General features: G+C 39.3%; 8 protein-coding genes and 5 pseudogenes. All 13 read right to left on the reverse strand.

The window, feature by feature from the left end:
• Nucleotides 1–52: 52 nt before the first annotated feature.
• The 13 genes and pseudogenes from D2C78_05860 to D2C78_05920 all read right to left on the reverse strand — a co-directional run bounded on the left by D2C78_05860 (nt 53) and on the right by D2C78_05920 (nt 16432).
• Nucleotides 53–865 (reverse strand): outer membrane protein, encoded by an 813-nt coding sequence (locus D2C78_05860; GenBank protein ID QEF35437.1) that lies wholly within the window; start codon nt 863–865, stop codon nt 53–55.
• 53 nt (nt 866–918) lie between these two features.
• Nucleotides 919–1106, reverse strand: a pseudogene (locus tag D2C78_05865) (hypothetical protein).
• A pseudogene (locus tag D2C78_05870) lies at nt 1099–5948 on the reverse strand (restriction endonuclease). Before D2C78_05870 ends, D2C78_05865 begins: the two co-directional pseudogenes overlap by 8 nt.
• 77 nt (nt 5949–6025) lie before the next feature.
• Entirely contained in the window at nt 6026–7315 is a 1290-nt protein-coding gene (locus D2C78_05875) for a (Fe-S)-binding protein (GenBank protein ID QEF35438.1), read from the reverse strand.
• Complete coding sequence (gene hemN / locus D2C78_05880; protein QEF35439.1) at nt 7312–8685, reverse strand: oxygen-independent coproporphyrinogen III oxidase; 1374 nt, start codon at nt 8683–8685, stop codon at nt 7312–7314. Before hemN ends, D2C78_05875 begins: the two co-directional genes overlap by 4 nt.
• Nucleotides 8685–9199: pseudogene (locus tag D2C78_05885) on the reverse strand (DUF2603 domain-containing protein). Before D2C78_05885 ends, hemN begins: the two are co-directional and overlap by 1 nt.
• Before the next feature lie 37 nt (nt 9200–9236).
• Nucleotides 9237–10333: pseudogene (locus D2C78_05890) on the reverse strand (chorismate synthase).
• The gene (locus tag D2C78_05895) at nt 10330–11052 is read right to left on the reverse strand and encodes a ribonuclease III (protein ID QEF35440.1); all 723 of its coding nucleotides are present in this window, start codon (nt 11050–11052) and stop codon (nt 10330–10332) included. Before D2C78_05895 ends, D2C78_05890 begins: the two are co-directional and overlap by 4 nt.
• Nucleotides 11053–11060: 8 nt before the next feature.
• Nucleotides 11061–11492, reverse strand: coding sequence for a ribonuclease HI (locus D2C78_05900; protein QEF35441.1), 432 nt, complete (start codon nt 11490–11492; stop codon nt 11061–11063).
• The gene (locus D2C78_05905; protein ID QEF35442.1) at nt 11479–12495 is read right to left on the reverse strand and encodes a hypothetical protein; all 1017 of its coding nucleotides are present in this window, start codon (nt 12493–12495) and stop codon (nt 11479–11481) included. Before D2C78_05905 ends, D2C78_05900 begins: the two co-directional genes overlap by 14 nt.
• A gap of 10 nt (nt 12496–12505) precedes the next feature.
• A pseudogene (locus D2C78_05910) lies at nt 12506–13749 on the reverse strand (SurA protein).
• Nucleotides 13749–15176 (reverse strand): Asp-tRNA(Asn)/Glu-tRNA(Gln) amidotransferase subunit GatB, encoded by a 1428-nt coding sequence (gene gatB / locus D2C78_05915; GenBank protein ID QEF35443.1) that lies wholly within the window; start codon nt 15174–15176, stop codon nt 13749–13751. The pseudogene D2C78_05910 and the gene gatB overlap by 1 nt, the downstream one beginning before the upstream one ends.
• Nucleotides 15173–16432 (reverse strand): insulinase family protein, encoded by a 1260-nt coding sequence (locus D2C78_05920; protein ID QEF35444.1) that lies wholly within the window; start codon nt 16430–16432, stop codon nt 15173–15175. The genes gatB and D2C78_05920 overlap by 4 nt, the downstream gene beginning before the upstream one ends.
• Between the last annotated feature and the right edge of the window lie 23 nt (nt 16433–16455).

Consider the following 16455-nt stretch of genomic DNA (forward strand, 5'->3'; position numbering starts at 1 on the left):
TGTAAGAAAACTCTAATTGAAAATCCAATTAGAGAAAAACAAGCGTTTTAAATCAGAAATTGTAACGATACCCCACATAAAGGCTGTATTGACGGCGGTAAGTGAAGCTCAAATTCCCATGGTTAAAATAATAAACATTGATAGTAGGAATCTTCACGCCAAAGTCAAATTCTTGATGCCGGCCAATATGGGTGCGGATCCCTAAATTAAAAAGGAACTGGAAAATCGCCGGATCAAGGCTATAAGAGGTGTGCTTATAAGGGCTTTTAGTTTCCAAAAAGGCCCCTGTCGTATTACCCCAAGAGTTGCCCGCGATTTGAGCCCCAAAAAAGAAACCAAAACTCGCATCTTCTTTATTGATGACATTATACAAAGTGTCAATACCCACACCATAAGTGAACATGTCAGACAGATTGCCCATTGTCCCTACTTTGGTCGCACATGGTTGGTGAAGCTCACACCCCCCACCATTATCTGATGTTAAAGCGTTCGCTCCAAACACGGCATGCCCATAATCCATGAAGCCGTAATAGCGCGCACCAAACCATCTCTTTTCCCCGAAAAACTGCTTATAACCCACAGTAAGCCCTAAGCCTTGCATAACGGCTAGATAGTCGGTTTTACCCACAGGGAACTTAGGATAGTTAAATTCACTGCTTTTAGGGGGGTTTTTAACGCTTTGCGAAGCCTGACCGACTTGATAGCTAATCCCCAAATACCAAGCGTTTTTCTCGCCTTTCACTGCTTTATACTCTTTTGGCTTTTCCAATTGTTTTTGCACTTCTGTGCTGCCTTCTGCTGCCAAAAGATTATTACCTAACACTACCGATAAACAGAGCGTTTTAAACACTACAAACTTTTTCATACAACATTTTTCCTTCTAAAAGTCTACATTTCGTATAATAATAACATAATAATCTATAAAAAACCTAAATTCTTAAGAAAAACACCCCTAAAACTTAAAATTTTAAATTTTCTGAGGGGTTTTAGCGGTTTTGCTTGGGTGATTTTTCTGTTTTTGGGGGGATTTTAGGATAGGTGGGGTATAAAAAGCGTTTGTTTTCACGCCCTCTTATACCCCTTTGTATTGTTGGTTTTTCACTCAAACCTCTTTTCGCTGATCTTTTCTATCAAATCCACGCTTTTTTCAGAAAGTTTGATGACCCTACAAAGGAGCTCAAAAACATATTTGCCGCCGGCGTAATCGTTCGGGTTGTTTTCAATCAAGCTGTCTTTATCCTTAGTCTTTTTATAGCGTTCGATCACCCAGTCAATCGCGCTTTTGCCATTCAGTGCATAGTCAAAGGCTTTTTGTGGGATCTTAGTGATAGCGATATGGTCGTTATAATGGATGCGATCCCCTTTTTTGGCCATTGTTTCCACATCATAATAACCCTCTTGTTCTGCGTTCATTAGTGTGGTGTATTTAACGCTTGTGTGCATTTCCCCATTCTCATAGTTCAAATGCAACTCTCCTAATTCTTTGCCAAGCACAGAAAGTTCTTTAAAATCCTCGCTCAAAGCGACGCGCGGCGCTTCTTTAGCGAGGGAATTTTAGCGAGGGAATTTTTGTATTTTTCCAAGTAGCCTTTATGGTGGAAAATCGCATAAATGTAGTAAAAAATCTCTTCTTCAGTAATAGCATTATCTTTATAATGCCTCCTAAAGAGATTGAGCGCATAGCCGCTGATAGCGTTATAGCGATTCCCCAGATCGTCGTAATAATACAAGGGATAAGTTTGATTGGGTGAAATCAAACTAAAATCAGAAATACAATCGCTTACAAGAACGCTAAAATCCTTACCATTTCCCACACCAGTATTAATCACCACATTGCGTGCGCTTTTGTCCGGGAAAATTTTTGGCAATTGGTATTGTCTGTGTATCCAATCCTTATCCCAATAAAGCCATTGTTTGTTAAAAGGGCGATATAGGGCTAATCGCATGCGATCTTTATGGCTTTCTTGCAGATTTTTATTTTTAATGAGATTGTTTTTCAAATCATCAGTCCAAGCGATTTTCGTTTTATCGGTGGTGATTTCTTGGTTGTTGAGTTGCTTATAAAGATCGGCTGATTTGACGCCTTTGGCGCGTTGTTTGAAAGCTTCCCTGAAATGTGCATTAAAGCGCTTCAAATCAGCGTTATAAGTGTCAATGCATTTTTGCACCGAATGCATTAAAGCGTTTGGAGAAAAACTATACACCCAAGGATCACGCCCGCTTACCACCCCATTAGAATTGAGATCAAAAATAGTATCAAATATTTTGAGTTTTGGGTCTCTTTTTAAAGGGATGAGTTTTTCAAATTCTTCATTCCTTTGGTTGATCCAATCGCCTTTATTATTCGGGGTGATTTCCTTAAAAGGCACAGATTCCAAATTTTCAAAATTTGCGAGTAAGTTGAGTTTGGCTTCTCTTTTCAAGTAATCTTCCACTTCATAGTAAAAAATCGTATTATTGGGAACGCTCTTATCTTTCACAAAAAAGATAACCGCTACCGTCGCCCTGGATCCGCTATCAAAGATTTTCCCTCCCTCTTTTCTTGACACTTCTCCCGAAGTGCGCTGATTCCCCCTCAAATTCAATACATAAAGATGCGCAAATTCTTGTGCCACGCATTTTCTGAATCCGTCCGCGCTTTTAGAGTCAATAAAACTCCCGTTCACCACAAAGCCTAGCACCCCCCTATCTTTAAGAAGTTCGCTTGCCATATAGATGCTTTGAATGAGCGTGTCTCGTGTGGTTTTCCCCACTTTGGCGGTGGAATTTTTGCCGTATTTTTCATAAACCCTTTTTTCAAGCTTAGGGTGTGAAAGGTTTTGGTTGTTATCGTTTTCGCTTTTAGCACCGGCTGAATAAGGCGGGTTGCCTATGATGACTCTAATGTTTTGTTTTTCTATGGTGGATTTGATTTCTTTGTTTTCTTTCAAATCCTCAAAGAATTTAAATACCCCCTTAGCGCTTTTTTCTTCCAAATAATCCAAGCTGTCCGTGAGCGCAATATTTTTGAAATTTTTTAACGAGCCATCCCTACTTTGCGCGGCTTGGGTGATATTGATTAAAGCGATATAATAAGACAAAAGCACGATGTCAAAAGCGAATAAATGGTTTAAAAACTTCTCTTTTAAGGCTTCGTCGCTAATGAGCGCGTTTTCTTTAGAAAGCAAACGAGCGATAAAACTCCCGGTTCCGGTGAAGGGATCAAAAATCGTGATGTTTTTATCGTTAAAATCCGTATTGAAATGCTTTTTCAAAATGCCGTCAGTGGCTCTTAAAATGAAATCCACCACCTCTATAGGCGTATAAACGATCCCTAGTTTTTCGCTTTGCTTTCTAAAGGCTTCTTTAAAGAAAGTGTTGTAGAGGTTTTTAATGAGTTCTTGTTGGCTTTTTTGGCTTTTGGCACGCGTGGCTTCGGTTTTCACGCTTTCATAGAGGTTTTTAAGACCTTTAGTTTCTCCTTGTAATCCCAAAGTGGAGAGTTTTTCTACCATTTTATCCAGCGCTTTAGAGATAGGGTTTTTGATATTGTCCCCAAAAATTGCATCAAAAATAGGCTTAGTGATGATGTGAGAGGTGATCATGTCTAAGGCTTCATCTTCTTTGATGCTTTGGTGGATATTGCTTCTTAAGGAATCCAAAAAGCCGTGGAAAATTTCAGGGTTTTTTTCAAAAATATCTTTCAAGCGATGATTCAAGGTTCTTGCGATATTGCCCGTTTTTTTGGCGAAATTTTCCCAATAGTTCCTGTCCCCTAATTTAGTGGGCATGACATTATACACAGCGTTTGCTAGATCTTGCAATAAGATAGCGTCAAAAAGGGTTTTTTGGGCTTGTTTGGGATCTTGCTTTGTTTTATCTTTTTTTGGCTCTTCATCGCTTTGATTTGTTTCATCATTGTCATTGTCATCGCTTCCAAAGATTTTGATTTTTTCTCTAAAAGTGGCTTCATCAACCAGGCTTGGGTCATGGCTTCTTAAGGCTTTTATCACTTTCCAAATGTTTTTGAAATTGGTGTTATTGACGGCTTCATCCAGGTTTTCAATTTCACTCTCTTCTAAAGCGATAGGCAAAATGATATAGCCTCTTTTCTTGTGTTTGGCTTTTCGCATCACCCTACCCACCGCTTGGATAATATCCACCATAGCGCTTTTGCCATCAAAAAAGACAATGCTATCTAATGCCGGGACATCCACCCCTTCGCTCAAACACCTAGCGTTACTTAAAACCTTGCAAGTGTTAGGTTTGAATTCATTGAGTTCTTCTAATTTTTCAAGCCTAACCTTACAATTCATGGTGCCATCAATGTGATCGATGCTGATTGTTAGGTTTTTAAAACTCTTTTTCTTCAATTCTTCATTGTAGCATTCCATAATCGTTTCAAAGGATTCTTTAATACGCTTGCTCGTGTCAATGCTTTTACAAAAGCTTATGGCTCTTTGAGAGGGAGTGGTGTCGTTTTTGTTTTGCAAGTCGTAATCTTTTTTGTTTTCATCATCTAAAGCGATTAAATCCTGCTTGGCTAACCCTTTATGAGTGCCGATAATCTTACAAACAAATTCGTTATTGATGAGCTTTTTATCCAATTTAGTGCCTTCGGCTTCAAGCTTACTGATCTTTTTATTCACGCTGTTAGTAACGCCACTTAAATTTTCTTTTCGCACCGCTAAAATCATGACTTTGTAGTCTGTGAGAAGATCTGAAGCGATCGCTCTTTCAAAATTGAGCGTATAGATTTCTTCGCCAAAAATCTCTGCATCGTCCATAGAATAGATGGCATTATCGCTCTCTTTGGCTTTAGCTTTAGAGCTTTCGCTATAAACTTTAGGCGTGGCGGTCATATAAAGGCGTTTTTTCGCTTTGATATGTTCATCGCTATGACAAAGCGTGAAAGCGTTTTTATCATCCCTTTCATTACTAGAATACATAGCCCCTACCGTTCTGTGGGCTTCATCGCAAATGATGAGATCAATTTTGCCCAAACCCACTTCTTGCGCTTCTTGGATACGCAACGCGCTTTGATAGGTTGAAAAGATGATGAAGCGCTTGTTTTCTTTTTGAGCTTTTTGATGAACGCTTAAAATGTCTTCAAGGCGAGTGGAGGGCTTTAAGGGGAGCTCAGAAAAATTAATATCATCGGTGTCATCATCGTTTTTATTTTTCTTACCTTTCCCGACTTTATCATCGCTGCACACGATAGAAGCGTAAAAAGGCTCGCTTTTTTCTTGCGCGTATTCTCTAAAAGTTTGAGAAAGCAAAGCGATGCTTGGCGCTAAAAAAAGCGTGATTTTGGGATTTAAAGCTTCCATGATTTTTAAAGAAGTGTAGGTTTTGCCTGTCCCGCATGCCATAATGAGCTTGCCTCTAGTGTTTTTAGGGTCAGAAAAATACTCTTTGGTGGCTTTTATCGCTTCTATTTGGTGAGGGCGTGGCTTTTTCTTATCGCATAAGGGGAGTTCGCCTTGAGTTTGCATAGGATCAAACTTTTCCCAATCAATCTGAGAATGGATAAAATCCTCTTCAGTGATTTCAACAATATCAATCCCTTTGCTTCTTCTGATTTGCTCAATTTCGTTAAGAGCGGCTGAGGTTAAATTAGAAGTGGAGATGATGATCCCTTTTTTAAACCCAACCTCTTTTACCCCGCTTTGCAATTTGGATAAAAAAGTTGAAAGGTCGTTCAATGAGACGCTGTCTTGATGGAATTTGCATTGCACGGCGATGTATTCTTTTGAAGTCGTTGTGATCACCATATCAATCCCACGATCGCCTTCATTCCCCCTTAATTCCCAATCGCTCCAAAGCTCAATAGTCTCGTATTCGTTAGCACTGTCATGCTCTATTAAAAAACGCCTAGAAACTTTTTCAAACCAACTCCCTTTAAGGCGAAGGTTGGGTATGGCTTGCAATTTTTCTTTGATGAGTTTGAAGGTGTTGATTTCTGACATTTTTCATTCCTTAAATAGTGGCGTTAAAGTTCTGTATTATATAAAAAGATGTTAGAAAGTGGGGTTAAAAAGGCTTTTTATTCAGCGCTTTTTAAAGCTTTAGCGATGAGTTCTAAAGGGTGCGAAAATTGCGGGGTGTTAGGGTCGTCTAAAGACTTTAAGGCGTTGTTTAATTGCATGTGGCATGCCCCGCATTCAGCGCTTAAAATTTCAGCTTTAGTGTCCATGATTTCCTTAGCCCTAAGAAGCCCTACTTTTAAAGAAAATCCCGCCTTTTCTGTTTGCATCGTAATCCCCCCAAAACCGCAACAATTATCCGGCATTTCTTTAATTTCATAATGCAAATTGAGCAAGTTGCGCACTTCTTTATGAGCGTTTAGGGTTTTTTTGGCATGGCAAGGGTTATGATAGGTGATAGTCTCTTTTTTTCCCTTAGGGATTTTTTCTAAAAGATGTTTTAAAGGGGTGTGTTTCTCTAAAAACACGCTCGCCAGATAGATTTTAGGCGTGATTTTTTCCAAGCGCTTCAAATACAAATCCCTATCTTTTTCGCCTAAAAACACCTTGTAATAATCGTTGATGAGCATGCTAGCGCATGTGGCTTCAGGCACAATGATTGCATCCACTTCATCTAAATAGCTTTCAAACCATTCTATGTTTTTTTTCACTAAAAAAAGCGTGGTGTCTTTATCGCCGGTAAAATACGCCGGTGCTGAGCAGCATTCTTGCTTAGGGATGATCGCTTGAATGTTGAGTTTTTCTAAAATATACAACAAGCTTTCCCCCACTTGCTGGTAATGGTAATTGCTCAAGCACCCTATAAAAATGGCCACTTTTTGAATGGGGTTTTCTAAAGGCTTAACCTCTGCATGCTTTTGTAAAAAACTTTTTTGATTTAAAGGAGGCAGTGCGCTTTTTTTAAAGCGTTTGAATAAGCCTTTAAACACCGCCCTAGGCTCTAAACTATCCCCCACTTGCTTGAAGATACAAGGGGCTAAAAAATGCGCCACCGAAAACACCCTATCCATTTTTTTGCGGTTTTTTAAAAGGGAAAAATAGGATTTTTTATACCAAGCGATGCCATGCTTTTGAGCGATTTTTTCTCTGGCTTTTTCTATTAAAGTGTCTATGGGCAAATGAAAAGGGCAAATTTCCACGCAAGCGGTGCATAAAAAACAAGTTTCTAAAAGGTGCTTTAAATTCGTATCTAATTGGAGCTTGTTTTGAGCGTTTAGGCGCATCAAATCTAAAAAGCCCCTAGGCGAAGTCGCCTCGTCTTTATGAATGCGATATATCGTGCAACCTGGCACGCATTTAGCGCATTTAACGCAAGCGTCCCCTACTTCTTCAAAGATATTTTCATTCATAGCGTTTTACTGAAATGTTTTTCGCCCCCACGCAAATACGCGTCAAACTCCATGGCCATGTTTCTTACGAGCATGCCCCCTGTTCTTGTCATCTCAAAGCCTTTAGAATTGAATGAAAGCAGGCCCGCTTCTTCATAAGGCTTTAATTTTTCTAATTCTTTTTTAAAATGCGCTTTAAAATCAATAGAAAATTTTTCCTCAATCTTAGAGTAATCCAATTTTAAATTGCTCATCATTTGCATGATCACTTCTTTTCTTAACACATCTTCTTGGCTGAGCGCTACACCCCTTTCTACCGGTAAATGCCCCAAATCAAGGGCTTTTTCATAGTGGTGCAAGTCTTTATAATTTTGCGTGTAATAATCGCCCCCTTCGCCAATACTCGTAACGCCAATGCCAATGGTTTGAGTGAATTTCTTAGTGGTATAGCCTTGAAAATTACGGCGTAATTCCGCTTTTTGAAGGGCCAGATACAATTCATTATCGCTTTTAGCGAAATGATCCATGCCTATCATTTGGTAATTGGCTTTTTCTAAAAAACTGATAAGAGATTCTAAAATCTCTAGTTTGTCTCTAGGGCTTGGCAATAGGGTTTCATCAATTTTACGCATCGTTTTTTTCACCCAAGGCACATGCGCGTAATTGAACACCGCTAATCGGTCCGGATCCAATTTCAAAACCCATTCCAAAGTTTTTAAAAAACCCTCTTTAGTCTGATTGGGCAAGCCATAAATCAAATCAAAATTAATGGATTTGATGCCGTAATCTCTAGCGAGTTTTACGGATTCTTGAACCATTTCAAAAGGCTGGATCCTATGAATGGCTTTTTGGACTTCAAAATCAAAATCCTGAACCCCAAAACTCAAGCGGTTAAACCCCCTATCAAACAAGGTTTGCATGTGTTCTTTAGTGAAATGCCTAGGATCAATCTCGCAACTCATTTCAATATCTTGACTGAAATTAGGGAAAACTTCTTGAATGCTTTGCGTGATCTCATCTAATTGAATGGGCGAAAAAAAGGTCGGCGTGCCGCCTCCATAGTGGAATTGCGCCACTTCTCTGTTAGTGTCCATGGCATTTTTTAAAAGGGCGAGTTCTTTTTTAAGGTAGCTGATATAGCGGACTTTTTTCTCTTCTAAACTGGTGTAAATGACTGAACATGCGCAAAAATAACACGCACTCCTGCAAAAGGGCAAATGCGTATAAAGCGATAAGGGCATGGGGTTTTTGAGGTTGTCATGGTTAAAAAACGCCGTTTTCAAGCTCTCTTCATTAAAATTTTCTTTAAACTCCACCGCTGTGGGGTAGCTGGTGTATCGTGGGCCGGGCTTGGAATATTGCGAAAATTTTTCAAAATCAATGGTTTGCATTAAAAATTTTCCTCATCGCTATTGTCAAAATTTTCAAAATTATTCTCATTAAAAGGGGCTGTTTGAATATGTTGTCAAAATTAAAAAATAAATTAGGGTGTTCTTTTTTGATTTGTTTGACAAAGTTTAAGGTGTTGATATTGGGCAAATTCCCGTCTTTTTGGCGTAAATTTTCCAATAATTGCAAAGAAACTTCGCGCACGTCTTCAAAATCAATCGGCGCTTGGGTGATAATATCCCTTTCTAATTCCGCCCTAAGCCTGGCTTCAAAAGCCTTTCTGGCGTTTTCTGCCAAAAGAGAGATCACGTTATCTGGCACCAAAACGTAATTTTTATCTTCTTCATCAGAAATAAAGTAGGCTTCATTTTTTTTAAACGCCCCTTTTTCTAACTCTAAAAGCATTTCATTAGCACTGATTTTTTTGAGAAAGGCTCTGTTTTTTTGGGTGGTTAGGCTATGGATAAGTTTTTGTGATTTGGTTTTAGAAACTCGTTTTTTAGGTAATTTTTCCACTTTATATCCTTTTTAAGCTGATTGTATCCAATTTCGTTTAATTCTCATTATAAATCGTTTTTAAATACTCTATTTTTGAAGTCAAATTGAGTAATACCATATCGGCCAACACCAATGAAAGCAAACTCTCGCACACCACGCTCCCTCTAATCGCAATGCAAGGATCATGCCTGCCTTTTAACAAGCATTCGCATTCGTTATTGTTAATGTCTATGGTTTGTTGAGGTTGGAAAATGCTTGGCGTGGGTTTGAAATGCACTCTAACAATAATTTCTTCCCCATTGCTCATGCCCCCTAAAACCCCACCACTATGATTGCTCAAAAACCCTTTTTGACTCATTAAATCGTTATACTCTGAGCCTTTTAGTAAAGAGCTTTCTACCCCCTTGCCTATTTCAACCGCTTTCACCCCGTTAAGCCCCATCATCGCTTCAGCGATTTTAGCGTCTAATTTAGCGTATAGCCCTTGACCTAAGCCAATGGGGAGCTTTTGATTGGTTTTTGCGCTCCTTGCCCTGATCAAAGCCACGCCCCCGATGCTATCGTGGTTTTTGATAGCGTTTTGAATGGCTGTTTTTTGCGCTTCTTCTTGTTCTTTGTCTAGGGCAAAAATCTCGCTTTTTAAAGCGTGATTAAAATCATAATTTTTGGCTTCAATGCCCCCAATTTTAATAATCCCGCTTTCACAAACAATACCAATTTCTCTTAAAAGCATTTTAGCAAACGCCCCAGCAGCCACTCTTATAGCGCTCTCTCTAGCCGAGCTCCTCCCTCCACCCCTAAAATCCCTAATGCCGTATTTATGAAAATAAGTGAAATCCGCATGGCTAGGCCTGAAAAGGTTTTTAATGTTATCATAATCCTTGCTCCTAGCCCTTTGGTTGTGGATTAAAAACCCTATGGGCGTCCCTGTGCTAAAACCTTCAAAAACCCCGCTTGTTATTTCCACCTTATCGTCTTCTTTTCGTGGCGTAATGAAAATGTTCCTCCCCCCTTGGCGGCGCTTCATTTCATTTTCTAATAATTCATAGTCTATTTTAATCCCGCTAGGCATGCCGTCTAATACCCCCCTATCATATCCCCATGCGATTCCCCAAAGGTCGTGAGCCTTAAAAAACGCCCCAAAGTGTTCATTTGGCTTCCTTCAGTTTTTGAAGCGCATAATAAGCGCATTGCTGTTCGGCTTCTTTTTTGCTTTTGCCTTTAGCGGTCGCATACATTTTATCTTGAATGTATAGAGCCATTTCAAATTCTTTATGGTGATCGGGGCCTTTTTCTTTGAGTAATTGGTAAGTGGGGATCACGCAAAATTGCGCTTGGGTTAATTCCTGTAAGGCGGTTTTATAGTCCATAAACAAATGCTCCAGATCCAAACGCTTGTAAGCGCGATTGAGTAAATTCTGTATGATCTTACGCACCTTAGCTAACCCTGCTTCTAAATACACCCCGGCCATTAAAGCCTCAAAAGCGCTTGATAAAATAGAGGGTTTTTCTCTCCCATTAGAAATTTCTTCAGAAGAAGAAACGCGCAAATAATCTTGTAAAGCAATCGCTTTCGCTAATTTCGTAAAACCATGCGTGCTCACAATAGAAGCCCTTAATTTAGAGAGTTTCCCCTCATCATATTGATAGAATTTATGGTATAGCAACTCCCCTATCACCAAACCCAACACCGCATCGCCTAAAAATTCCAAGCGTTCATTGTTTAAAGCGAGCTTGCATGATTTATGCGTTAAGGCTTGCTCCAATAAACGCTTGTCTTTAAAAGAATACCCTAAAGCTTTTTCTAGCGTTGTATAAGGGTTATTAGGCGTTACATAAGGGCTGTTTTGAGAGCGTTTGTTTTTCATCATTTTTCCCTTTAAATGGTCGTTTTAGTGCGTTTTTGCGCCTCTAATTTAGCGAGGCTATCGCATCGCTCATTCTCGGCATGCCCATTATGCCCCTTGATCCAAACCGCCACAATCAAATGCCCTTTAGAGACTTTTAAAAATTCTTTCCATAAATCCACATTTTTAACTTTAGCAAAATTCTTTTTTTGCCAGTTAATCAGCCACACATTGATCGCTTGGCACACGTATTGCGAATCGCTATAAAGCGTGATATGGCATGGGCGTTTCAAAATTTTTAAGGCTTCATTGAGCGCTCTTAATTCCATGCGGTTATTCGTGGTGAAATTTTCGCCCCCACTGATGGTTTTTTCTTTATCTTTATAGCGTAAAATCGCCGCATAACCGCCTGGCCCGGGATTACCTAAAGAAGAGCCATCGCAAAAAATTTCAATTTCTTGCATTCAATCCACCCCCATAGCTTTCTTTAGAAATTTTAAGCACCACATCCATAAACGCTAACTGGTAACACACAGGACACCTATGGCTTTCAAAAGGAAAGATTTGTTTGCAATGCTTGCAGCGGTATTCAAAAGTCAGACTCGCTTTCATAGGGCTATTTAATAGAGCGCGTAAAACCTCTAATTCAAAAACTTGGCAAGGTTTGTTGTCCAAAAGCAGCCCTTGAGATCGCGCGATGTCTTGCAAAAGGGCATGTTTTTCTAAAATAAAAGCAGGGATATTCATATCCCATAAAAGATCGATCACATTTTCTAGCCGTTTAGTTGCATCAATTTCTTGCCAAAAAAGCTTTTCATCATGCGATTTTAAGTGATTTAGAGCGATTTTTTTCAAATCTAACGACGCTTTTGAAACATGCAAGATTTTAGCCGCATCTTCCTTATTCTCTATTAAATGCATGAGATAAAGGTAATTTTTAATCGTTTCAATTTCAACCACTTCTAATTCTTCCAAACATTCCAAAGTCTCTAAAGCCTTTGAATAATCTTTTTCTAATTCATACGCATGCAAAAGTTTCAACAACGCTTCCACATTCCTTGGGGAAAAGCGCAAAATTTCTTTCACGGTGTCTTTTGTTTTTTGCAAATACCCCACACTAAAATAATTTTCAGCTAATAAATCTAAAACAGCGATTTTTTCTTCATCTTTTAAGGAGCGATTCAAAAGCCCTTTTAAGATTTCAATGCTCATTTCCACATCCGCTTTAGAATACGCTCTGGCTAAAAACATCAAACTAGAAATTTTAGCATGCTTTAAAAGCTCGCCCAAATTCTCACTGCTCGCATAGGCGTTTTGATTTTGGGCGAATTTTTGCAAAAATTTTTTGTTTCTCTTTTGGGTGAAATACGCTCTAGCCTGTTCTAATAAAATGACAAGAGCGATAATGAAAGTGAATAAAGCAATAGAAAATAAAGAATCTTTATAGAGGAAATTGAAGTGTTGCACAATCTAAAAATCACTCTCTAATCATCACAATCCTAGACTTAACGCGCAATTTTTCAAAATGCTCTTCTAAAATCTTATCTTTAGATTCTTCCACTAATTTCTGGGCGATGAATTGCTTGGCTTGACTGAAGCTCACTTCGTTTTTACCTTTTTTTTCCTTGATATAAAAGGTGATAAACTGCCCCCCACCCCCATTCATAACGGGCGTAAAAGAGCCTTGCTCATGCGAAATAAAGACTTGGGCGATTTGAGGGTTTAGGGTTTTCATCTCTATTTTTTCATTAGCCTTACTCACCCCTGGAATTTCCAAATTAGGATCTGCCATAGCCCTTTCTAAATCTTCTTGATTGGTGGAAGTGTAGCGCACGGTTTCTATTTCTGTGGGGATACTGAATTGCTCCTTGTGTTTGTTGTAATATTCGCGCATTTTGGTTTCAGAGCTGGTATCCACATTGGTGAGTAAGATATTACGCAACAATTCTTGCATTTCTAAATGCTCCTTAAGCTGATCTCTATAGAGTTTATAATGCCCCTCAGCCATAAGCATCTGTTTGAAATGGTCTAAATCCATGCCTTGTTGTTGCGCCATCATCGCCATTTCTTGGTCTAATTTGTCGTCATCTACATGGATTTTTAAGCGTTCAATTTCTTGGTTTTTAATGCGCTCCGCAATCAAACGATCCCTGGCTTGAGCTTTGCTCACTTTAGATTTTTTTTGCTCTTCTTGGATTTGATACAGCGTGATAGGCGAGCCATTAACAAGCAATGAAATGCCCCCTACGACCTTATCTTCAAGGGTGTTGTTGGTAGCGTTATTAGGATTACCAAAAATGGAATTGAATTGAGAGCTAGGGCTTGTCCCCTTATTTTTTTCAAGAGTTTGAGAGGTTGTCTCTTTTTCTTCAAGTTTTGGTGCATTATTTTGAACGCCTTGATTTTGCGTGCCTTGATTTTGCATGCCTTTAGCGCTCTCTTTGATTTTAGGAGGCGTTATTTTTTGAGTGGGATTTTTGGAATCCCCATGATGGACTTCTGCCCTGGGCTTTCTTTTGGCTTTTATTTCTTTCTTTTCTTCGGTGTTTTTCTTTTCTTCTTTATTTTTCAGTTCTTTATTCTTTAACTCTTGGCGGATTTTTTATCCAAAGAAGATTCTCGTTTCTTCCCTTCTAAGGCTTCTACTTTAGATTCAGGCTCTGCATAAACGATCCCAAAAAACAACAGAGCCTTCAAAACATAAGAAAAAATTTTCCTCATCAATCCAATTTCTCTTTCAAAATAGCATTCACCACGCTAGGATTAGCGCCTTTTAGATTTTTCATCGCTTGCCCTACAAAAAACCCAAAAAGCTTGTCCTTACCGCTTTTGTATTCAAGCACCTTGTCAGCGTTGTTTTTAAGTACCTCTTCTATAACTTTAACAATCGCTTCTGTGTCATTGACTTGAGATAGGCCCATTTGTTCAATGAGCGCATCCACATCGCCCCCATGCTCTTCTAAAAGCTTGTCTAACACGTCTTTAGCACTCTTGCCCGAAATCTTGCCCTCATCAATGCGTTTGGCTAAAGCGCCTAGCGCATGAGCGCTAACCCCGCAATTTTCTAAAGTGGTTTCGGCCTTCAAGCGCCCTAATAATTCCACGCAAAGCCATGTTACGCTCGTTTTAGCCTTAACCCCAAGATGGAGCATGCTTTCAAAATACTCCGCCAATAAAGGATCGCTCACCAATAAATTCGCATCGTCTTCTTTAAGGTTAAAATCTTTCATGTAGCGGATTTTTTTCGTGCCAGGCAACTCATTGATCTTTTGAGATTCTTTTAAAAGCTTTTCATCAATAAAAACAGGATACAAATCCGGATCTTTAAAATAGCGGTAATCCGCTGACTCTTCTTTATTGCGCATAGAAAGGGTGATCCCTTTGGCGGTGTCAAAAAGGCGCGTTTCTTGAACCACCTCTTCACTATAACGCCCGCTTTCCCACGCCGCGCTTTGGCGCTCTATTTCGTATTCAATCGCTTTAGCAATGAATCTAAAGCTATTTAAATTTTTAATCTCCACCCTCGTGTAAAGCTTTTCATCGCCTTTGGGTCTAATGGACACGTTCGCATCGCACCTGAAATTCCCCTCTTGCATGTTCGCATCAGAAATCCCTATAAAACGCACGATAGCATGGAGCTTTTTCAAATACGCTATGGCTTCTTCACTATTTCGCATGTCCGGCTTACTGACAATTTCTAATAAAGGGGTGCAAGCGCGGTTCAAATCCACCAAAGAATAGCTGCCCTCATGGATATTTTTACCGGCGTCTTCTTCCATGTGGGCTCTTTCAATACGCACGATTTTTGCGCCCTCTTTGGTGTCAATCTCTAATTTCCCATCGCTCACAATGGGGACTTCAAACTGCGAAATTTGATAAGCCTTAGGCAAATCAGGGTAAAAATAATTTTTCCTCGCAAAAAGGGAATGCTGGTTGATATTGGCTTCAATGGCTGTGCCTAATTGGATGGCTTTTTTAACCACTTCTTTATTCAATACCGGCAAAGCTCCCGGTAAGCCCAAACACACAGGGCAGGTGTTAGAATTGGGGGTTTCTCCAAAGCTTGTAGAGCAAGAGCAAAAGATTTTGGTTTTGGTGTTGAGTTGGACATGGACTTCTAGCCCGATTACAGCTTCAAATGGCATCATTTGTCCTTCTTTTTATTGCTCACGATGGCAAAAGTCAAGTCGTTGATTTCGGTATGGGCTTTAATGAAATCATTGATTTCTTTCAAACTCATTTTTTGGATTTGATCCAAGAGTGTTTGGTTGAAATTTAAAGGCAAACCTAAATAAAAATAATTGTAAGTGGTGTTCAAGCGGCTAGAGATCGTTTCATTCCTTAAAGGCTCAGAGCCTAGTAAAAACTTTTTAGCGTCGTCTAATTCTTGTTGCGTCATGCCTTTTTCTATAAATTCCTTAACGATTTTTTTAACTAAGGCAACGCTTTTAGCTTGAGTGCTGAGTTTGGTTTGCAAATACCCGCTCGCAAAATGCGCCACTTTAGAAAAATTAGAGCGGATATACACGCTATAAGCCAAGCCCTCTTGAACCCTGATTTTTTCCATCAAACGAGAGCCAAACCCCCCACCAAGCACAAACATCATGACTTTAGATTTCGCTAAATCCTGTTTTAAATCCTTGATTTTAAAGGGCGCGCCAAAATACACGAAAGCCTGTTCAGTGTCTTTATAGAGGATTTTTTCGCTCTTTTGATCGCTCGTTTCAAAATAAGGCTCTTCATACGCTTTACCTTGTGGCAAGAAATTAAGAGCGTTATCTAAACGCTTAATGGTTTGATCGATTTTCAAATCGCCCCCAAGCACCACCACGAGCTTATTGAGTTCAAAGACCTTAGCAAATTGCTGTTTCAAATCCTCTAGCTTGATTTTTTGGAGGCTCTCTTTAGTGCCTAAGGCTGCGTTAGCTAAAGGGGTGTTAGCAAAAAGTTCTTGTTTTAAAGTCAATTTAGCCAAATAATCAAAATCGCTTTCTTTTTGTAAAAGCGCGGCCAACATTTGGGTTTTGACTTTTTCTAAAGCGTTTTGCGTGAAGTTAGGGGATTTTAAAAGCTCTTTTAAACGCGTTATGGCTTCATCTTCGTATTCTTTTAAAAATTCTAAAGTGATTTGCAAATCTTCTGTGCTGGTATCCACATTCAAACTGATCGCTTTTTGCTCTAAAAGTTGCGCAAACCCAACCGCACCAAGCTCTTTAGTGCCTTCGTTTAAAACTTGTGCGAATAATTTCGCCAAACCCAACTGGTTTTTATCGCTTAAGCTCCCGCCCCCCCTAAAGGCTAAATGGATAAACCCCATAGGCAACAAATGGTTTTCTTCATAAATCACAGGGACTTTAGCTTGATTGATTTCTTGGTGTGTCAAAGCACTCGCTTGTAACCCCATAAAAACTCCTAATAATAAAATGA

The sequence above is a fragment of the Helicobacter pylori genome (assembly GCA_008032935.1).
GTDB classification, from domain to species: Bacteria; Campylobacterota; Campylobacteria; order Campylobacterales; family Helicobacteraceae; genus Helicobacter; species Helicobacter pylori_CX.